Origin of the sequence: Hydrogenophaga sp. (assembly GCF_036675665.1) — a bacterium.
Classification (GTDB): Bacteria; Pseudomonadota; Gammaproteobacteria; order Burkholderiales; family Burkholderiaceae_C; genus Hydrogenophaga.
On the sequence record NZ_JAKFEO010000015.1, the window covers coordinates 106,319 to 125,624 of the forward strand.

A 19,306-nucleotide genomic window follows, 5' to 3' on the forward strand; every position below is an offset into this window, starting at 1 on the left:
CACCCAAGGAGCCACCCATGACCACCCTCGGTTCACACGACTTCGACTTCCTGCACGGCACCTGGCGGGTCACGCACCGGCGCCTGCGCGAGCGCCTGTGCGGCAGCGACGACTGGCAGACCTTCGACGGCAGTTGCAGCGCCCACCCCGTGCTGGACGGCCAGGGCATCGTCGACGACAACCTGCTGAACCTGCCCGACGGCAGCTACCACGCCGTCACGCTGCGCGCGCACGACCCGCAGACCAGCCGCTGGTCCATCTGGTGGCTCGATGGCCGCCACCCGCACCGCCTCGATGTGCCCGTGGTCGGTTCGTTCGAAGAGGGTGTGGGCACTTTCTTCGCCGACGACGAGCTCGACGGCCGTGCCATCCGTGTGCGCTTCCGCTGGACCGACACGCACACCGCATCGCCGTTCTGGGAGCAGGCGTTTTCCATCGACGCCGGCGCCACCTGGGAAGTCAACTGGACGATGCGTTTCCACCGCCAGCGCGCCGCGTGAAACCAACGGTGCGGTGGCGAACAGACGCTCGCGCGTCGCGCTTTCACAGTGGGTAGCCGAACCCCACACGTTGGCACCGCACCATGACCCAGATCCGCACAGGACAGGCCCCCGCCCCGCTGGAGCGGGCGCAGTTCGCCGAGCGCTTTCGCGCCCTCTTCGTGGATCCGGGATTCCGCGCCGAAGACAGCGGTATCGCGCGCCTGGAGGCCATCGCCTGGGACGCCTACAAGGAAGGCCGCAAGGCCCCCTTCACGGAAAAGGCGGGAGCAGGCTACGCCGACCCGGACTACGACCTCTCGGTCGAATGGGTGGCCACCAAGGCCCGCATCGACGCGGCCCAGGCCCGGTGGGCGCTGGCCGACACACCCACCCGTGTGCTGCTGGTGTGCGGCTCGGCGCGCAACGACGGCACCTGCCCAGGCGAAATCTCCAAGACCTTTCGCCTCACACAGATCGCGCGCGAGGCACTGGAGGCCACCGGCATCGAATGCGACGTGCTCGACCTGAGCCATCTCACCTCCAGCTACCGCCTGCACATCCATCCCTGCAAAGGCTGCGTGTCCACCGCCATGCCGCTGTGCCACTGGCCCTGCAGCTGTTACCCCAACCACGCACTGGGCCAGACGCACGACTGGATGGCCGAGATCTACGAGCGCTGGACCGCCGCGCACGCGGTGTTCATCGTCACGCCGGTGTATTGGTACCAGAGCCCCAGCCCACTCAAGCTGATGATCGACCGTCTGGTGTGCGCCGACGGCGGCAACCCCGACCCCACCTCCACCGGCGGCAAGAAGGCCGCGCTGGCCAAGACCTTGGAGATGGCCGGCTGGGACTACCCGAAACACCTGGCAGGCCGGGCCTACGGCGTGGTGGTGCATGGTGACGTGGCCGGCATCGAAGGCTCGCGCCGCTCGCTGTGCGACTGGCTCGACTGGATGGGATTCATCGACGCCGGTACCAACGCCCGGATCGACCGGCACATCGGCTACTACGAACCCTACGCCACCAGCCACGAAGCGCTGGACCGCGATCTCGACGTGCAGGAAGAAACGCGCCAGGCCGCGCAGGCCCTCGGCAAGGCCGTGGTCGAACTGCGCGGTGGGCGTCTGCGGCCGCTGCAGCCGGAGCGCGCCCGTCCGCGCCCCAAATGACCGCACGACCCAACCCACAGGAGACCGGCATGGACACGCGCCATCATTTCGTCACTGGCTTCTTTGCCACCGTGGAGGAAGCCCGCCAGGTGCGCGATGCACTCATCAAGCGGGGACTGCCAGCCGATCACATCGACATCCATCAGGACCAGACGCCCGCGGGCGCCGCGGCACCCGACAACGACAGCAATGCGGTGCTCAAGGACATGGTGGTGGACGGCGCCGTCGGCACCGCGGTGGGCACGGGCATCGGCGCGCTGGCGCAGGTGGCTCTGGTGGCGGCCAACGTGAGCCTGTTCATCGCGAGTCCCTTGCTGGCGCCGCTGGTGATGATGGGCTGGGGCGCGAGCATCGGTGCGGTGGTGGGCGCGGCCATGGGCGCCGTCGCCGACCCGACGGCCAAACCGAAGGACCGTGAGGGCTGGCTGTCCGAACTGGTGACGGACGCGATCGCCAGCGGTCAGGTGGTGCTGGTGGCCAGAACCGAGGACGAAGGACAGACCGCCATCGCACGCGAGGTGATTTCAGCGTCGGTCGGTGATGTGAAAGACGTCGCCGCGACCTGACACCGCAGCGGCCTCAGCCACCGCCGCGTTGCATGTACAGGTCGAAGCGTTTCATGAACGCGTAGCGCTGCCCGGCATCCAGCCCGCTGAAGGCGAAGTTCACCCGCAGCACCGGCATGCGCATGAGCGCGATCACGCGCGGTGGCTGCTGCGCCCAGCGCAGCGCGAGCTGTCCGGGCGGCACCTCAATGAGGGCATGAGCACCTTCGCGGCGCCAGACGCAAGCGCCCACCGCCGCCGGCAACCAACCCAGCCACTCGGCCTCGGTACAACCCATGTCGCGTTCGAAACTTTCCGCGTAGCTCGCCTGCACAGCCCTCAACCCCCGGCAATGGGCGGCCAGATGGCCAGCACATCGCCTTCGGCCAGCGTCGCGCTCAGACGCTCGTCGGGCTGGATGTACCTGCCGTTGACCAGCACCAGGTGCACCAGCTTGGGCGGCAGGCCGAAGGGCTCGATGATCTGGCTGATGGGCGTGGCGGGATCGATGTCCAGCGACACCTGATTGCTGCGCCGGGCCTCGGGGGGCAGGTAGTCGGTGAGCGTGGCAAACAGCTTGAAAGTGATGTTCATGGATGGCATTGTGATCAACGGGGAACGATCCGCCGCCGGGCCGCCCCAAGGCGGATCAGCCCCCTCGGGGGGCAGCGACCCGCGCAGCGGCGGAGCGTGGGGGCAAAACGTTCAACGCCTGCGCTCATCCGCGGCACCTGCCCATTGCCCTTGCCCCTGCGCGCTGGCCAGGTAGGCATCCATCAACTTGGTGGGGTCGTGCATCAGGCGGTCTTTCCAGTCGCCCAGCTTCACCTGGCCTTCCACCAGGCCTCGCATCACGCCCACGTGTTCGGTCCAGCCGACCGAGTTGCAGCCGACCATGACGTCGCCCTGGAATTGCAGACTCAGGTGGCGCCCGCCGGCCTTGTCGGTGAGCTCGGCGTGTTCGCCCCCGGGCACACCTTCCCAGTTGCCAAAGCTGGTGGAAATCATGCCCAGGGTGTCGAGCACGTTGATCTGCGTCACGCCCTTGAGATCGGCCTTCTGGCCCACCATGTTGAGCGCGGCCACGCGCGCCTGCTCGGCGGCGTTGGGCTGGATGGCACTCACGATGGTCTTGCCGCTGACCTTGTCAAACGCTTCGGCGCAATCACCGGCGGCAAAGATGCCGGGCACATTGGTCTGCAGGTGTTCGTCGGTGAGCACGCCCACCAGGCAGGTGATGCCCGAGTCTTTCAGGAAGCCGATGGCCGGGCGCACGCCGGTGGCGCTGATCACCAGATCGGCCTCGACGGTCTGCCCGCCCGAGAGCTTGACGCGCAGGCCCTTGGCCGGCTCGGACGAGCCCAGGCCGATGGCACTGGCTATCCGGCCCACCACGCCCGCGGGCTCCGAGGCGAGTTCGATCCCTTCCACCTTGGTGCCGGTGTAGACCTTCACGCCCTTCTTCTCGCACCAGTCGCGGATCATGCCGCCCGCGGTCGGGCCCATCATGCGCGGCACCATGCGGTCGCCCATTTCCACCACGCTCAGCTCCACGCCGCGCGCGGCCAAGGCTTCCATGATGATGCAGCCGATGAAGCCGGCGCCCATCTGCAGCACGCGGGCGCCTGGCTTGGCCAGGGCCATGATGGCGCGCGCGTCTTCCAGCGTCCAGCAGGGATGCACGCCGGGCGAGTCCATGCCGGGAATCGGCGGGCGCACCGGGTGCGAGCCGGTGGCGATCAGCAGCTTGTCGAACGTGAGCTGGGTGCCGTTGTCCAGCGTCACGGTGCGCGCCTGGGCATCCACCGCCGTGGCGCGTCCGGGCACCTGGTCGATGCGCAGGTCGGTGTAGTGCGTGAGGCCCTTGCGCAGGTAGGTGCCGGTTTCCTTGACGTTGCCCATCAGCAGATACGGAATGGCCATGCGCGAATACGGCGGCTCGGCCTCGTCACCCACCAGGGTGATGGTGTCGGCGGGGGCATGCTTGCGGATGGTCTCGGCGGCGATGACACCGGCGGGGCCGGCGCCCAGGATGACGTGGTGCATGTCTTGTCTCCTCGAAAAAAGAAAGGGGGCAGCGTGGTGACTGCCCCCTGGGTTCAGGCCAAGGCGATTCGGGCCCGGGCTCTACAGGCTCAAGCGAGCCCGGGTCTCGGCCGTGGGGCGACCTTCCGTGTCCCAGCCGCGCGCGGCGTAGTACTTGGGCAGCATCTCGGGCAGCTTGCTCACCATGCCCTTGGATGCACCGGTCTTGGCGGCTTCGGTCAGCAGGCGCTTGGGCAGGCTGTCGTCCTTGGAGGTGAAGCCGGCGGCGTTGTTGAATTCACGCTCCATGTTCCAGATGCGCTCACCGATCTTCTCCAGCTCTTCGGTGGTGAACTCTTCGTCGCACGCGGCCTGCAATTGCGGCGCCAGATCGGCCACGCCCCAGGCGAAGGTGGTGAACACGCACAGGCCCGACGAGTCGAACGCGGCGGTGGCGTCCTGGAACGCCTTCACCAGTTCCGGCTTGCCTTCGCTCTCGACCGGATCGGTCTTGACCGGAATGCCCAGCACTTCAGACGCGATGGTGTAGCCGCGCAGGTGGCAGGCGCCGCGGTTGGAGGTGGCATAGGCCAGGCCGATGCCCTGGATCGCGCGGCCGTCGTAGGCCGGGAATTCCTGGCCCTTCACGCTCATGGACAGATCGGGGTGGCCGTACTTTTCGGTCAGGCGTTTGGAGCCCATGCCGATTTCCTTGCCGAAGCCTTCGCCCTTGGCGGTGATCTCGGCGAAGTGGGCCAGCGCTTGCGCCGAGCCGAAATTCGCGTCGATGCCGAGTTGCTCCTTCGTGAGCACGCCCATCTCGTAGAGCTCCATCACCGCGCCCACGGTGGCGCCGAAGCTGATGGGGTCGAAGCCCTCTTCGTTGCACAGCAGGTTGGCGTATTGCAGGGCCTCCAGATCGTTCACGCCGTTGGCCGCGCCCAGCGCCCAGGCCGCTTCGTATTCCAGGCCACCATTGGCGCCCCAGTACTGCGGCTTGTTCTTCACGGTGAAGTGGTTTTCGTCCATCTTGCTGATGCGCCCGCACGCGATGGTGCAACCGAAGCAGGCCTGGTTGGTCACCAGGTGCTTCTTGCCGTCGCTCTCACGCGGCGTCACCATGGCTTCGGCCGAGATGTCCTTCGCGCCTTCGAACTGCACGTCGCGGTGGTTGCGCGTGGGCAGCGCGCCGATCTCGTTGATCACGTTCATGAGCACCTGCGTGCCGTAGGCTGGCAGGCCCTGGCCCGTCACCGCGTTCTCGGCCAGGATCTTCTTCTTCTCGAAGGTGGTCTTCATGAAGGCCTTGGGGTCGCGGATGTTGCCCACGCCCTTGGTGCCACGCACGGCAATGGCCTTGAGGTTCTTGCTGCCCATCACGGCGCCCACGCCCGAGCGGCCAGCCGCGCGGTGCAGATCGTTCACCACCGCCGCATAGAGCACGCCGTTTTCACCGGCCTTGCCGATGCTCGACACACGCACCAGCGGGTCCTGCAGGCTCGACTTGAGCACCTCTTCGGTCTTCCACACGCTCTGGCCCCAGAGGTGGCCTGCGTCGCGCAGCTCGGCCTCGTCGTCGTTGATGTAGAGGTAGACCGGCTTCGGGGACTTGCCCTCGAAGATGATCATGTCCCAGCCGGCCATCTTGAGTTCGGCGCCCCAGTAGCCGCCCGAGTTCGAGCAGGCGATGGCGCCGGTCAGCGGGCCCTTGGTGATGACGGTGTAGCGGCCGCCGGTGGAGGCCATCGTGCCGGTCAACGGGCCGGTGGCCCAGATGATCTTGTTCTCAGGTGACAGCGGATCGACCTTGGGGTCGACCTCGCTCACCAGGTACTTGCTGCCCAGCCCGCGCGAGCCGATATAGGCACGTGCCCACTCGGTGTTCAGCGGTTCGGACTTCACGGTGCCCGCGGTCAGGTTGACGCGGAGGATTTTTCCAGCCCATGACATGTTGATGCTCCTTCGGTTGATCGGTTGGGGTCAGAGCACATCGCTTTGCGAGGGGTCTGACCCACAAGGTTTCAGGCTGCAGATGGCTGGTTGCCCAGCTTGTCGGCCCACTGCTTCATCTTGTCCATGCCGGTCCAGTTGGCATCGATGAAGGTGATGGCGGCGGTCGGGCAGGCTTCGGCGCAGGCCGGCTCGCCACCGCACAGGTCGCACTTCTGGACCTTGCCGGTTTCCTGCACGTAGTTGATCGTGCCGAAGGGGCAGGCGATCGTGCAGACCTTGCAACCCACGCAGGTGGTCTCGTTCACCACCTTCGCACCCGTCATCCTGTCCACCGTGATCGCTTCCACCGGGCAGGCGTGCAGGCACCAGGCCTCGTCGCACTGTGTGCAGGTGTAAGGCACCTTCTTGCCGGTGTGGTGGAAGTCAAAAACCTTGATGCGCGACTTCGACGTGGCGTAGGTGCCGTAGTTCTCGAACGAACAGGCCATTTCGCACTGCAGGCAGCCGGTGCATTTGTCGGGATTGATGTGTAGAACTTTTTGCATCGTTGTGTCTCCGTGTGGGTAACAGACGCGGTGCGCACGAACAGCGCCTATGCACATCTGCTCATATGATTTTTTGTGTCTGCCGCCATTTCAGGTTCAGGGTTTACCCGTGTTTATGGAACGCTGCGCGAAATAGTCTCAGATTGAGACAAGCCACAACGCGGCGCGCCAGGCCCGCTTCGTGGCATGCTCTTCCTCGCTGGTGGTGACCGTTCCCTCCAGTGCCATTCATTCACCCTGAAAACACACCAACTTCCTCATGGAAAACCTCGACGTCACCGTCCTGCGCACGCTGCACGGCTGGCGCGCCCAGGGCCAGCGCGCCCTGCTCGCCACCGTGGTCCGCACCTGGGGTTCGTCACCGCGCCCGGTGGGCTCGATCATGGCGCTGTGCGAGACCGGCGCGGTGGTCGGCTCGGTCTCGGGCGGCTGCATCGAGGACGACCTGATCTACCGCTACAGCCGCGCGCACACAGCCCCCGCCGGCGCGGCACCCATGGCGGGCATCACCCACGAGATCCCCGACGGCGCGCCCGAGCGCGTGAAGTACGGCGTGAGCGCCGACGAAGCGCACCGCTTCGGCCTGCCCTGCGGCGGCACGCTGGAGCTGGTGCTCGAATTCAACCCGGACGCGGCCTCGCTGCTCGCGCTGGTGCAGACCCTGGCCGACGGCCAGATGGTGCAGCGGCGCACCGAGATGGCCAGCGGCCGCGTGGAGTTGCGCGCGGTCACCGCGCCCTCGCCGCTGATCGACGACAGCGAGGTGCTCGCCAACACCTTCGGCCCCGAGTACCGCATGCTGCTCATCGGTGCCGGCCAGCTCACCGAATACCTCGCCACCATGGCCCTGTTCAGCGGCTTCGCGGTCACCGTGTGCGACCCGCGCGAGGAATACCGCGCGGCCTGGCAGGTGAGCGGCGTCACCCTGCTCACCGAGATGCCCGACGACGTGGTGCGCGACTTCAAGGTCGACCGCCGCAGCTGCGTGATCGCGCTCACCCACGACCCCAAGCTCGACGACCTGGCCCTGCTCGAGGCACTGGAAACCGAGGCCTTCTACGTGGGTGCCATCGGTTCGCGGCGCAACAACGAGGCGCGCCACGCCCGCATGATCGAGCACTTCGACCAGACGCCCGAGAGCCTGGTGCGGCTGCGCGGGCCGATCGGCATCTACATCGGCAGCAAGACCCCGCCCGAGATCGCGGTGAGCATCATGGCCGAGGTGCTGGCGGTGAAGAACGGCGTGCCGCTGCCGCGCGACATGGACGTGACCCACGCCAAAAACGCGCTGACAGACGTCACCGCCGAGCCGTCGGGCCCGGCCTGCTTTTCCCCCACCACCGCCCGGTGAACACCGCCGCCCTGCCACCGCCGCTGCGCACCGGCGTGCTCATCCTCGCCGCGGGCGCCGGCCGGCGCATGGGCGGGCGGGCCAAGTGTTTGCTGGAGGTGCAGGGCCACAGCCTGCTGGAGCGGCTGGCGCGTTCGGTGCGCAGCGTCGGGCTTCAAACGCCGGTGCTGGTGCTCGGCCACCACGCCACCGAGATCCAGGCACACCTGGCGCAATGGCCCGGGCACCTCAGCCCGCGCCAGGTGGTCAACCCCACGCCCGAAGACGATCCGGCCTCGTCGCTGCACCTGGGCCTGCACGCGCTCGGCAGCGACGTGCAGGCGGTCATGGTGCTGCTGGCCGACCAACCCCTGATCGACGCCGACGACATCGGGGCCGTGCTTGGCGCGTTCCAGCGCCGCCCGGCCGGATGCCGGGTGTTGATGCCGATGGTGAACGGGGTGCCCGGCCATCCGGTGATGTTCGATGCCGCGGTGCGCGCCGAGCTGCTCGCAGCGCCCGGCACCAGCCTGCGGCAGTGGCGCGCCGCCCACCCACAAGCCACCCTGCCCTGGGTTGTGGACAACCCGCACCACACGCGCGACCTGGACACGCCCGAGGACCTTGTCGCCCTGGCCCGCGACACCGGCTGGGTCTGCCGCTGGCCGGTGGCCCCGACGGGGGTTAACACCGATCCCGTGAGCCGTTGATCCGCGTGCATGGGCGTTCAAACGCTGCTCTAATTCCTGGGTGAACTCCCACATGCAGTCACCCTTGACCCATCCGCACCGCCTGGCCTTGATCGAGCAGGCGCGCAAATCGGTTCTGGACACGCGGGACCCGAGCACCCCGGTGCAACTCTCGCCGTGGATCGACCGTTCGTGGCGGCGCTGCCTGGGCATGGGCTTCAACCCGCACCAGCCGGTCGCCTTCGATGCGGTCACCCACAGCGCCGTGCGCAACGCCATCGAGGCCAACCAGCCTCTGCTGCGGGCGGCGGCACCGGTGATCCAGTCGCTCACGCGGGCCATGGCCAACACGCGCTACTTCGCCATCCTCACCGACGCCAGCGGCCTGGTGATCGACGTCAATGGCCCGGTGGACCGCCACAACCCGCAGGCGTCGACCATCGCGCGCGTGGGCGTGGACTTGTCCGAACGCGCCGTGGGCACCACCGCCATCGGCGCCACGCTGGCCGAGCTGCAGCCGGTGTGGCTGCACCGCGGCGAACACTTCTTTGACGCCACCAGTGTCTACAGCTGCGCCGGTGCGCCCATCTGGGGGCCCGACGGTCAGTGCGTGGGCATGCTCGATCTCACCGGTGTGAACGTGGTGGAACAACCCGCCCTCAAGCACCTCGTCACGCAGTCGGCACGCAGCATCGAGAACGCGCTGGCGCTGGCCCGACCCCACCGGCTGCTGCTGTGCCTCAGCTGGCCGGGCAGCCTGCCGGGCGACGCCAGCGAAGGCCTGGTCTGCGTGGACGCCGACGGGCAGATCACCGCGCTCAACCGCTCGGCGGCCGACATGCTCGGCATCGTGGCCGGCATGGCGCCCGGCCACTGCAGCGACGTGTTTGCCGTGCCGGTGGAAACGCTGTTCGACGCCGCGCACCTGCAGCGCGGCCCGCTCGACGTGCCGCTGTGGTCGGGCCTGCGTCTGAGCGTGCTGGCCCAGCTCAACCAGGGCGGCGAACGCGGCCCGGTGCATGGCGCCAGCCATGGCCTGCCGCTCAAGGACGTGGAGACCGCCATGATCCGCAAGGCGGTGGACGACGCGCGTGGCAACGTCAAGGAAGCCGCCCGCGCGCTGGGCATCAGCCGCGCCACGGTGTACCGCAAGCTCGGCGCCCAGCGCGACCGGGGCTGACCCGCCCGGCCCTCAGCGGGGGGCTGAATCCTGTGCGTCCAGTTCGGCCAGCTCGGCCTCGTTGAACACACGCGAGCGCGTGTGGAACGCCTTGCCCTCCGGTCCCTCGAGCGAGAACGTGCCGCCGTGGCCTTCGATCACGTCGATGATGAGCTGCGTGTGGCGCCAGGTCACGTACTGCGCCTTGCCGATGTAGAACGGGCACCCCCCGATGTCGCCCAGGTACACGTCGCCCGCGCCGGTGGTGATCTCGCCCAGCAGGTAGCAGTTGGCTGCGCTGTTGTCGCAGCAGCCGCCGGACTGGTGGAACATGAGACCGGGACCGTGCTGCCGCTTGAGCTGCTCGATCAGTTCCACGGCGGCAGGGGTGGCAATGACTTTTTCAACCATGGGCATTTCCCGAGATACCTTTCCGGAGCGGAGTGCCCCAACCAGAACGCGGCGGAACCGGCTTTGCCGGGCCGCACCGCGTTGCCCCCTGGGGGTGACGCGCCGCAGGCGCGGCGCGGGGGGTTTAAAAGAACCCCAGCTTGTTTTCCGAGTACGAAACCAGCAGGTTCTTGGTCTGCTGGTAGTGGTCGAGCATCATCTTGTGCGTCTCGCGCCCGATGCCCGATTCCTTGTAGCCACCGAAAGCCGCGTGCGCCGGGTAGGCGTGGTAGCAGTTGGTCCACACGCGCCCGGCCTTGATGGCGCGGCCCATGCGGTAGGCCACGTTGCCGTTGCGGCTCCAGACGCCGGCACCCAGCCCATACAGCGTGTCGTTGGCGATTTCGAGGGCTTCGGCCTCGTCCTTGAAGGTGGTCACGGCCAGCACCGGGCCGAAGATCTCTTCCTGGAAGATGCGCATCTTGTTGTGGCCCTTGAACAGGGTGGGCTGCACGTAGTAGCCGCCTTCCAGATCACCGCCCAGGTGGGCCTGGCCGCCGCCGGCCAGCACCTCGGCGCCCTCCTGCTTGCCCAGATCGAGGTACGAGAGGATCTTGGTGAGTTGTTCCTTGCTCGCTTGCGCGCCCATCATGCTGTCGGTGTCCAGCGGGCTGGCGTGCTTGATCGCGGCCACGCGCTTCAAGACGCGCTCCATGAACTTGTCGTAGATGCTTTCCTGGATCAGCGCGCGCGACGGGCAGGTGCACACCTCGCCCTGGTTGAACGCGAACAGCACCAGGCCTTCAACGGCCTTGTCGAGGAAGGCATCGTCCTTGTCCATGATGTCGGCGAAAAACACGTTGGGCGACTTGCCGCCGAGTTCCAGCGTGGCGGGAATCAGGTTGTTCGCCGCGGCCTGCGCGATCACGCGGCCGGTGGTGGTGGAGCCGGTGAACGCGATCTTGGCGATGCGCTTGCTGGTGGCCAGCGGCATGCCGGCTTCGCGGCCGTAGCCATTGACGATGTTGAGCACGCCCGCGGGCAGCAGGTCGGCAATGAGCTCGGCCAGGATCAGGATGCTGATGGGTGTGGACTCGGCCGGCTTGAGCACCACGCAGTTGCCGGCGCCCAGCGCGGGCGCGAGCTTCCAGGCCGCCATGAGGATGGGGAAGTTCCACGGAATGATCTGGCCGACCACGCCCAGCGGTTCCTGGATGTGGTACGCCACCGTGGTCTCGTCGATGTTGCTCAAGGCGCCTTCCTGCGCGCGCACGCAGCCCGCGAAATAGCGGAAGTGGTCCACCGTGAGCGGGATGTCGGCGTTGAGCGTTTCGCGGATCGCCTTGCCGTTGTCCACGGTCTCGGCGTAGGCCAGCAGCTCCAGGTTCTGTTCGATGCGGTCGGCGATCTTCAGCAGCACGTTGGAGCGCGTGGCGGCATCGGTCTTGCCCCAGGCATCGGCGGCGGCGTGCGCGGCGTCGAGCGCGAGCTCGATGTCTTCTGCCGTGGAGCGCGCAGCGCGGGTGTACACCTTGCCCGACACGGGCGTGATGACGTCGAAGTACTGGCCCTTGACGGGTGCGACCCAGCGACCGCCGATGAAGTTGTCGTACTGGTTTTTGTAGGTGATCTTGGCGCCGGCGGCGCCAGGGGCTGCATAGAGCATGTTGTCTTCCTCGGGGGTGAACGTTGATGACGAAGCCTGTTTCGTCAGGCCCTCTTCACACCTCAAGTTCCATGCCACATGCGTTTTCAGGCGAATCGCTGCAAGACAGCACACATCCAGGCGAGGCACTGTCCCGAATCCGCCCGGGCACGTGGAACAGCTGTATCAACAAGGCACACCCGGGGCGAACTGAGTGGCGCTCAGGGCGCGGTGAGCGTCATGCCGTGCTGCCTGAAGATCGCGAGCAACTCGCCGCTGCCGCGGATCGATTGCAGGGCGGCTTCCAGCGCCTGGCCCAGGTCCTTGTTCTCGGCCTTGATCGCCATGCCCACCGGCCAGCCGTTGTCGGGCAGGCCGCTGAGCGCCAGCGGCGTGAGGCGGTATTGCCCCGGCCTGACCTCGGCGCGCGAGAGCACCGACTCGGCTTGCGCGCGCGTCACGTAGGCCGCGGCGGCCTTGCCCTCCAGCAGGGCCTGCACGGCTTGCGTGCCGGTGTTGTGGATGCCGACCTGCGTGCGCAGCAGGCCGCCGCTGTAACCCATGAGCGCGCTGGTGGCCCCGGCGCCGCGCTCGGCCGCGAGCTGAAAACCCTTGAGATCGTCCGGGCTGCTCACATCGGCAATGCGCGAGGTGTCATACACGAGCACCAGCGACTGGCGCATGTAAGGCGCCAGGATCAGCACCTGGCGGTTGCGCGCCATGAGGTATTTGTCGCCCGGCACCTGCAGCATCACGTCGGCCGGGCCGTAGCCCAGGTAGTGACCACGCCAGACCATGTTGCGCAGATCGTCGTTCATGTTCTCGCCCGCATCGAACGGCAGCAGCGCGAGCTTGAGATCGAGCTGTCTGGCCAGCGCGGTGGCGATCGACACGTCCAGCCCCTGCACGTCGTTGGCGGGGCCGTCGGAGAACGGCGCGTTGTCCTTGTAGACCGCCACCTTGAGCACGCCGCTGGCGCGGATCTTCGCCAGATCGCTCAGTTCGGTCTGCGCCTGCGCCAGCAGCGGCATGCCTGCCAGCAGGGGCAGCAGGCCGGCCAGGATCTGGCGGCGATCCAGCTGTCTGTTTTTTTCTGTCATGTCCTGTCTCCTCGCGGTGCGCGCCGCAAGCGGCTCGCGGGTCTCATCACTGTTCGCGGCGGGTTTCGAGGTAGGTCTTGATCGACCAGATGGCTTCCTGCGTGAGCGTGCCTTCAAAGGGCGGCATGTACACACGGCCATCGCGCACGCGGCCACGGCGCACGGTGGCCACGTAGAACTCGTCCATTTCCTTGTAGCAGGCGGCCTTCCTGGCCGCATCGGCCATGCCGGAGCAGTCGCTGTCGAACTTGCGCAGGTCGGGCGACATGCCGCCCGAGATGGCTTCCAGCCCGTGGCAGCGGGCGCAGTTCTGGTTGTAGGCCGAGGTGCCGATGCGCAGCGCTTCCTTGTTGGCCGGGCCGGTGCTGAACGGGTTGGCGTCCAGCCACTTGGCGCCGAGCTGCGGCAAGGTGCTGGTGTCCACCGATTGCGGGATCACGTCGCCGTGGGCCATCACGGCGGCCACGCCGCATGTCACGGCCACGGCCAGCAGGCCGCGAGCGGCGCGCTTCGAGAGAGAAAAGGATCGGGTTTTCATCGCGAGGTCTCCAGGGTGAAAAGGCGGGTTCACCGGGGCTGGTCAGCAAGAAGCAGGCCTTCCACCAAAAACCGGACAGCCACCACCCACGTGTTCCAAATTGCATCAGTTGCACAGTCCGTCGTCGCGACGCGTGACACACCCTCTTGCTCAACTGGTGCCTTCTGGACCACCTTTTCACCGGAAGCAGCAGGCCGGCAAATTGCTACCCAGGCACGGGCACATCCGGCCCGGGTTGTTGCACACCGGGATTACCAGTGTTGTTTCCCGGGACAGTTATGAAGAAAATTGCATGAGCCACCAAGACAGCGAACACACCGGAGCCACCCCCCCTGCGGCAGACGACGCACGCTGGTCGGTGGACTACTGGGGCGTCATTCCCCCGGACCCTGGAGACAACATGAGTTCTGCCCTCTTCACGAGCCCCATCCCGGGTCGTCGGGTTGAATCCCCGCCATCGGGCATGGTCACCACCGAACTCCACGACCTGATCGACCAGTCGCACCGCCGCTCGCAGTCGTACGGCATCACCGTGACCGACGAGCCCGACTTCTCGAGCCCTTCTCATGGCGTGCTGCCCGACGCACTGGAAGAAAACCGCTTCCTGTTCCAGCACGCCGCACCCGTGATGGAGACGCTCTACGACCAGATCGTCAACACCCACAGCATGGTGTTGCTGACCTCGGCCAAGGGCCTCGTGTTGCACTCGCTGGGCGACATGGATTTTCTGGAGCGCGCCTCGCAGGTGGCGCTCACGCCCGGCATGGACTGGTCGGAGAAGAGCAAGGGCACCAACGCGATCGGCACCGCGCTGACCGAAGAGGAAGCGCTCACCGTGCACGGCGGCCAGCACTACATGAACGCCAACAAGTTCCTCACCTGTTCGGCCTCGCCCATCTTCGATCCCTACGGCCAGGTGATCGGCGCGCTCGACGTGACCGGTGACCACCGCAGCTACCACCAGCACACGCTGGCGCTGGTGCGCATGTCGGCACAGATGATCGAGAACCACATGTTCGCCGACATCTTCCCCAAGGCGATCCGCATCCACTTCCACACCCGCTCCGAATTCCTCGGCACGCTGGTCGAGGGCATCGCGGTGTTCTCGCCCGAAGGCCGTTTCCTCTCGGCCAACCGCAGCGCGCAGTTCCAGATCGGCCTGCCTTTCAGCGCGCTCAAGGCACACACCTTCTTCTCGTTGTTCGGCCTGCCGGTCTCGGCCCTGGTCGAGCTGTTCAGCGGCGCCACGCCCAACCCCAAGCAACTGTGCATGCACAACGGCGTGTCGGTGTGGTGCCGGGTCAAGCTCAAGACCTCCAACATGTGGGCCGCCAAGCCCGGTGGCCACACGAGCGAGGCGCCTGGCCAGGCGCAGTCCGCGCCCGCAGCGGCCCAACCAGGACCCGAGCCGCTGAAGCAGACCGGCAAGAAGATGCAGTTCTCCTCGCTGCACTACCTGGACACCGGCGACGCGCAGGTGACCTCGGTGATCCACAAGCTGCGCATGGTCAGCGGGCGCGACATCCCCATCATGATCCTGGGCGAGACCGGCACCGGCAAGGACCTGCTCGCGCAAGCCATCCACGGCGACTCCACGCGCGCGGCCCAGCCTTTCGTCTCGGTCAACTGCGCCTCCATCCCCGACACCTTGATCGAGTCCGAACTCTTCGGCTACGAAGAAGGCGCCTTCACCGGCGCGCGCAAGAAGGGCTCCATCGGCAAGATCCTGCAGGCCCACGGCGGCACGCTGTTCCTCGACGAGATCGGCGACATGCCCAAGCACCTGCAGGCGCGGCTGCTGCGCGTGCTGCAGGAGCGCAAGGTCAGCCCGCTGGGCGCGGGCAAGGAGGTCGAGGTGGATGTGGCCGTGGTCAGCGCCACGCACAAGAACCTCAAGGGCATGATCGCGCGCGGCGACTTCCGCGAAGACCTCTACTACCGCCTCAACGGCCTGGTGGTGCGCCTGCCCGCGCTGCGCGAGCGAAGCGACTTCGAACTCGTGGTGCAGAAGATCCTGCTTGCGCTGAGCGAGGGCAGCCAGCCGGTGGGCGTGTCGGCGCCCGTGATGGACCTCTTCAAGCGCTACACCTGGCCCGGCAACTTCCGCCAGTTGCACAACCTGCTGCGCACGGCGGTGGTGATGGTCGGCCAGGGCGGCGTGATCGACATGGGCCACCTGCCCGATGACTTCCTCGAAGAGCTGGACCACGACCAGTTGCTGACGCGGCCCCAGCTGCCCATGACCGCCACGGCACTCCCCGCCCACATCAGCGTGCCACCAGAGGCCGCACCCGTGTGCAGCCTGCCCGAGCCGGTGGTGGAGGTGGCCGCCGAAGGCCAGAAGCTGCAGGACGTGGCGCTGTGCGCCATGGCGCAGATGCTGCGACTGCACAAGGGCAATGTGTCGGCCGCGGCCAAGGCGCTGGGCGTCTCGCGCAACACCATCTACCGCAAGAAAGACCTGCTGCCGCCGGACGTGCTGAACTGAGTCATTGCCCCGGTCCACGCTCCATCCACACCGGCTCCAGTTCGCGCCACGCGCGCTGCACATTGAAGCCCTGGCGCTGCGCGTAGCCCGCCCAGTTGGCGTACGCAGGCATGGCGATCAAAGCGCTCTCGCCCGCATGACGACCTTCGTCCATCGCCGCCAGAACGCGCGCGCGCAGCTCGGCGAGGTATGCGCGGGTCGCCACCACCGCCGGCGGCAGCGCCCCGTCGTCCCAGGTGCTGGACACCGTGTTGCCGATCACATGCCTCGGCCGCAACGCAGCGATGCGGTCCAGCGCCAACAACCACGCGTCCACCCCACCCTGCGCCAGCTCGGGCAGGCGCTGGTTCACCACCAGCCCGCCGGCCCACACCACGCGGCTGGCCTCGTCCCACAGCACCAGATCGCTCTCGGTGTGGCCCGGCGCCGGTAGCAGCACACGCAAGGTGTGCGGGCCCACGCGCAGCAGCTCGCCGGACATCAACACGCGGCTGGGCAGCACGATGCCCGTGCCCGCCATCGCACCCTGACCAGCGCGCTCACCCAGGCTGGCCAGGCAGGCCGGACAACGCTGCCGCATCGCACTGCGCGTGCCTTCGCTGGACAGGATCTCCAGCTGGCCCGCCGCCAGCCGGTCGGCAAACGCCGAGTTCGCCAGCACGTTCTCGGCGTGGGCGTGGGTATTGACCACCCAGCGCACCTGCGCGCCGAAGCGGCAGGCCAGCGAGTCGCGCACACGCAGGCCGTGGCGGTGGCTCGGGCCGGGGTCGATCACCAGGGCTTCACCGCCCGAGACCACCACCGAGGTGGGCACCACATGACCGGCATTGGCGGCCGATACCTCACCCACCACGTCGGGCGGCCACACCCACACGCCGGGCACCACCGCTTGCCACGGCACCGCGTGGGCGGCGCTGCAGTCGGGCCTGGGTGCGGTGGAGGCACAGCCCATCAACAGCGCGAGCAAGCCCGCCCCCAACGCGCGGCGCAGGCCGTTCATGCGAGCGCCCTGCGCACGCTCTTGCGCAGGGCGCTCAGCATGTCGGGCTCGTGGCCCAGATGGCCGCTGTGCGGCTCCACATGCACCACCGCCCCGCCCGCGGCGCGGCCCAGCGCGGCCCAGCGCCGGCTGTTGGCGGGGGGACAGATCGCGTCGAAGCGGCCGTGCACCCAGTCCACCGGCAGGCCGTGTCGAGCGGCCTGCAACACGCCTCGGTCGAGCTGGCCAGAGCGCACGAAACCGCCGTGGCGCAGGTAGTGCGCCTGGATGCGGAATTTGCCCAGCGCGTTGCGGTCGGCGCGGGTTTTCCCGGGTCTGTTCAGCCGGGCGATGGCACGCTTCTCGGCCTTGCGCAGGCTCGCCCATTCGCGCCGGATCGCCGTCGCCAGGCGCGGTGTGCCCAGCGCCGCATGCAACAGGCTGCGCCGCTGGCTGCGCGCGGCCGATGCCGTTTCCAGCAATCCCCAGCCGCGCGCGGCGCGCAGCGATGCCACACCGGGTGTCCCACTTTGAATCAGTTGTGTCAGGCGCTGCAACGCAACAGACAACACGGCACCGGGAAAAACCGGCCACAGTGCGCCCCAGCCGAGCGAGTGCCGCACGCGCGACGAGGGCAACAGCAAGCCGCCGAGCTCTCGCGCGCTGAGCGCAAACGCACCGCGCAACACCAGGCGTTGCACACGCAACGGGTGCGCCAGCGTGTAGGCCAAGGCCACCACCGTGCCCCACGAACCGGCCAGCACCGACCAGCGCTCCAGCCCCAGGTGTTCGCGCAGCGCTTCCATGTCGGCCACCAGCGCGGCCGTGTGGTTGCCGGCCGTGCGGCCCTTCGGGAGCGAGGCGCCGCAGCCGCGTTGATCGGGCGCCACCACCCGTTGCCGCGACAGGTCGAACGGCCTCAGCATGCCGGGCTGGCAACTGCTGCCAGGACCACCGTGCAGCAGCAGCCACGACTCACCCTCTGGCGCCCCCACAGCGCGCCAGGCCATGCGGTGCAGGCCGCCCAGCGGCAGGTGTTGCGGACGTGGCCACGCGGGGCTGGCCACCGGTGGGGGTGGCACAGTTTTCGTGGCATCGATATTGCTATTCATGAGGGGCGGCTTGTGGCAATGGTGCTGGCGAGCTTGCAGACATGTTTCGTGCCAACCCATTATTGGAGACCTTCTATGCAATGGACGACCCCCGCCTTCACCGACCTTCGCTTCGGCTTTGAAATCACGATGTACATCGCCAACCGCTGATCTGCATCACTCGGTTCGGGGCGCACGGGTGAACAACGCGTGCGCCTTTTCATTGCTCTTTCAGGTGTCCTGACATGCGCATCCGTGTTCTGGGTTCATCGGCCGGTGGCGGCTTCCCGCAGTGGAACTGCAACTGCCCCAACTGCGACGGCTTGCGCCAGGGTCGCATCCGGGCCACCGCGCGCACGCAATCGTCGATCGCCGTCACGGCCAACGGCCTGGACTGGCTGCTGGTCAATGCCTCACCCGACATCCTCACGCAGATCCGCGACACCCCCGATCTGCAGCCGGCCCGCGCCGTGCGCGACAGCGGCATTGCCGCGGTGCTGCTCATGGACGCGCAGATCGACCACGTGACCGGTCTCATCATGCTGCGCGAGCGTGGTTCGAAGCTGCCGTTGCTGGCCACCCCCGAGGTGCTGTCCGACATCTCCAGCGGCTTCCCCATCACCGGCATCCTCTCGCACTACTGCGGCGTGGCCACCACCGAACTGCCGTCGGACGGCCGCACCATCACGGTCGACGGCCTGCCCGGCATCGAGATGCAGACCGTGGCCATTGCCTCCAAGCCACCACCGTATTCACCCTTTCGCGGCAACCCGCGCGCCGGTGACAACATCGGCCTGGTGATCCAGAACCCCGCCACCGGCGCACGCGTGTTCTACGCGCCCGGCCTGGGCGCCGTCACACCCGAGCTGCTCACCCTCATGGCGAGTTGCTCGGTGTTGCTGGTGGATGGCACTTTCTGGACCGAAGACGAAATGATCACGCTCGGCCTCTCGACGAAGAAGGCCGCCGAGATGGGCCACCTGCCGCAAAGCGGCCCGGGCGGAATGATCGAACAGCTGGACCAGCTGCCGCGCTCCATCCGCAAGATCCTCATCCACATCAACAACACGAACCCGATGCTGATCGAGGATTCCGCCGAGCGCGCCAAGCTCACCCGCCACGGCATCGAGGTGGCGCGCGACGGCATGGACATCGTGTTCTGACACCCACCACCC

Annotated in this window: 20 protein-coding genes; 9 read left to right on the forward strand and 11 right to left on the reverse strand. The window is 67.4% G+C overall.

Features of this window, described 5'->3' with window-relative positions; all coding sequences use genetic code 11:
* Positions 1–17 precede the first annotated feature (17 nt).
* The 3 genes from V6M63_RS08530 to V6M63_RS08540 all read left to right on the forward strand — a co-directional run bounded on the left by V6M63_RS08530 (position 18) and on the right by V6M63_RS08540 (position 2,220).
* Positions 18–500: a DUF1579 domain-containing protein gene (locus V6M63_RS08530; RefSeq protein ID WP_332741152.1), complete on the forward strand. Its 483-nt coding sequence runs from the start codon at positions 18–20 to the stop codon at positions 498–500.
* A gap of 83 nt (positions 501–583) precedes the next feature.
* Positions 584–1,654, forward strand: a complete 1,071-nt coding sequence (locus V6M63_RS08535) for a flavodoxin family protein (RefSeq protein ID WP_332741153.1) — start codon at positions 584–586, stop codon at positions 1,652–1,654.
* Between the two features lie 29 nt (positions 1,655–1,683).
* A complete protein-coding gene (locus V6M63_RS08540; protein ID WP_332741154.1) occupies positions 1,684–2,220 on the forward strand; it encodes a hypothetical protein in 537 nt (178 codons plus the stop codon).
* 13 nt (positions 2,221–2,233) lie between these two features.
* Here V6M63_RS08540 and V6M63_RS08545 read toward each other — a convergent pair whose 3' ends face one another.
* From V6M63_RS08545 to V6M63_RS08565, 5 genes are all read right to left on the reverse strand, one after another.
* Entirely contained in the window at positions 2,234–2,497 is a 264-nt protein-coding gene (locus V6M63_RS08545) for a hypothetical protein (RefSeq protein ID WP_332741155.1), read from the reverse strand.
* Positions 2,498–2,538: 41 nt separating this feature from the next.
* On the reverse strand, positions 2,539–2,793 hold the full coding sequence (gene thiS / locus V6M63_RS08550; protein ID WP_332741156.1) for a sulfur carrier protein ThiS: 255 nt from the start codon (positions 2,791–2,793) through the stop codon (positions 2,539–2,541).
* A gap of 111 nt (positions 2,794–2,904) precedes the next feature.
* The gene (locus V6M63_RS08555) at positions 2,905–4,245 is read right to left on the reverse strand and encodes an NAD(P)/FAD-dependent oxidoreductase (protein WP_332741157.1); all 1,341 of its coding nucleotides are present in this window, start codon (positions 4,243–4,245) and stop codon (positions 2,905–2,907) included.
* Between the two features lie 81 nt (positions 4,246–4,326).
* Positions 4,327–6,174, reverse strand: a complete 1,848-nt coding sequence (locus tag V6M63_RS08560; RefSeq protein ID WP_332741158.1) for an aldehyde ferredoxin oxidoreductase family protein — start codon at positions 6,172–6,174, stop codon at positions 4,327–4,329.
* Positions 6,175–6,245: 71 nt separating this feature from the next.
* Positions 6,246–6,722: a 4Fe-4S dicluster domain-containing protein gene (locus V6M63_RS08565; RefSeq protein WP_332741159.1), complete on the reverse strand. Its 477-nt coding sequence runs from the start codon at positions 6,720–6,722 to the stop codon at positions 6,246–6,248.
* Positions 6,723–6,981: 259 nt separating this feature from the next.
* On the opposite strand from V6M63_RS08565, the gene V6M63_RS08570 reads away from it, so the two are divergent.
* From V6M63_RS08570 to V6M63_RS08580, 3 genes are read left to right on the forward strand one after another with little or no spacing between them, the layout of a single operon-like run.
* Entirely contained in the window at positions 6,982–8,073 is a 1,092-nt protein-coding gene (locus V6M63_RS08570; protein WP_332741160.1) for an XdhC family protein, read from the forward strand.
* Positions 8,070–8,762 carry a nucleotidyltransferase family protein gene (locus tag V6M63_RS08575; RefSeq protein ID WP_332741161.1) on the forward strand — a complete coding sequence of 231 codons (693 nt, stop codon included), beginning with the start codon at positions 8,070–8,072 and terminating at the stop codon, positions 8,760–8,762. The genes V6M63_RS08570 and V6M63_RS08575 overlap by 4 nt, the downstream gene beginning before the upstream one ends.
* Positions 8,763–8,814: 52 nt before the next feature.
* The gene (locus tag V6M63_RS08580) at positions 8,815–9,921 is read left to right on the forward strand and encodes a helix-turn-helix domain-containing protein (RefSeq protein ID WP_332741162.1); all 1,107 of its coding nucleotides are present in this window, start codon (positions 8,815–8,817) and stop codon (positions 9,919–9,921) included.
* A gap of 12 nt (positions 9,922–9,933) precedes the next feature.
* On the opposite strand, the gene V6M63_RS08585 is transcribed toward V6M63_RS08580, so the two are convergent.
* The 4 genes from V6M63_RS08585 to pedF all read right to left on the reverse strand — a co-directional run bounded on the left by V6M63_RS08585 (position 9,934) and on the right by pedF (position 13,573).
* Positions 9,934–10,311 carry a DUF779 domain-containing protein gene (locus tag V6M63_RS08585; protein ID WP_332741163.1) on the reverse strand — a complete coding sequence of 126 codons (378 nt, stop codon included), beginning with the start codon at positions 10,309–10,311 and terminating at the stop codon, positions 9,934–9,936.
* 124 nt (positions 10,312–10,435) lie between these two features.
* Entirely contained in the window at positions 10,436–11,956 is a 1,521-nt protein-coding gene (exaC, locus tag V6M63_RS08590) for an acetaldehyde dehydrogenase ExaC (protein WP_332741164.1), read from the reverse strand.
* Positions 11,957–12,156: 200 nt separating this feature from the next.
* Positions 12,157–13,035, reverse strand: a complete 879-nt coding sequence (locus V6M63_RS08595) for a substrate-binding periplasmic protein (protein ID WP_332741165.1) — start codon at positions 13,033–13,035, stop codon at positions 12,157–12,159.
* 46 nt (positions 13,036–13,081) lie between these two features.
* Entirely contained in the window at positions 13,082–13,573 is a 492-nt protein-coding gene (gene pedF, locus V6M63_RS08600; protein ID WP_332741166.1) for a cytochrome c-550 PedF, read from the reverse strand.
* A gap of 400 nt (positions 13,574–13,973) precedes the next feature.
* Between pedF and V6M63_RS08605 the strand changes: the two genes are divergently transcribed.
* Positions 13,974–16,061 (forward strand): sigma-54-dependent Fis family transcriptional regulator, encoded by a 2,088-nt coding sequence (locus V6M63_RS08605; protein WP_442909565.1) that lies wholly within the window; start codon positions 13,974–13,976, stop codon positions 16,059–16,061.
* Position 16,062: 1 nt separating this feature from the next.
* Here the strand turns inward: V6M63_RS08605 and V6M63_RS08610 are convergent, their stop codons facing one another.
* Both V6M63_RS08610 and V6M63_RS08615 read right to left on the reverse strand, forming a co-directional pair.
* Complete coding sequence (locus V6M63_RS08610; protein WP_332741168.1) at positions 16,063–17,061, reverse strand: MBL fold metallo-hydrolase; 999 nt, start codon at positions 17,059–17,061, stop codon at positions 16,063–16,065.
* Positions 17,058–18,152 carry an alpha/beta fold hydrolase gene (locus V6M63_RS08615; protein ID WP_332741169.1) on the reverse strand — a complete coding sequence of 365 codons (1,095 nt, stop codon included), beginning with the start codon at positions 18,150–18,152 and terminating at the stop codon, positions 17,058–17,060. The genes V6M63_RS08610 and V6M63_RS08615 overlap by 4 nt, the downstream gene beginning before the upstream one ends.
* Positions 18,153–18,227: 75 nt before the next feature.
* Between V6M63_RS08615 and pqqA the strand changes: the two genes are divergently transcribed.
* Both pqqA and pqqB read left to right on the forward strand, forming a co-directional pair.
* Positions 18,228–18,302: a pyrroloquinoline quinone precursor peptide PqqA gene (gene pqqA, locus V6M63_RS08620; RefSeq protein ID WP_068167214.1), complete on the forward strand. Its 75-nt coding sequence runs from the start codon at positions 18,228–18,230 to the stop codon at positions 18,300–18,302.
* Between the two features lie 74 nt (positions 18,303–18,376).
* Positions 18,377–19,294, forward strand: a complete 918-nt coding sequence (pqqB, locus tag V6M63_RS08625) for a pyrroloquinoline quinone biosynthesis protein PqqB (protein WP_332741170.1) — start codon at positions 18,377–18,379, stop codon at positions 19,292–19,294.
* The last annotated feature ends 12 nt before the right edge of the window (positions 19,295–19,306 follow it).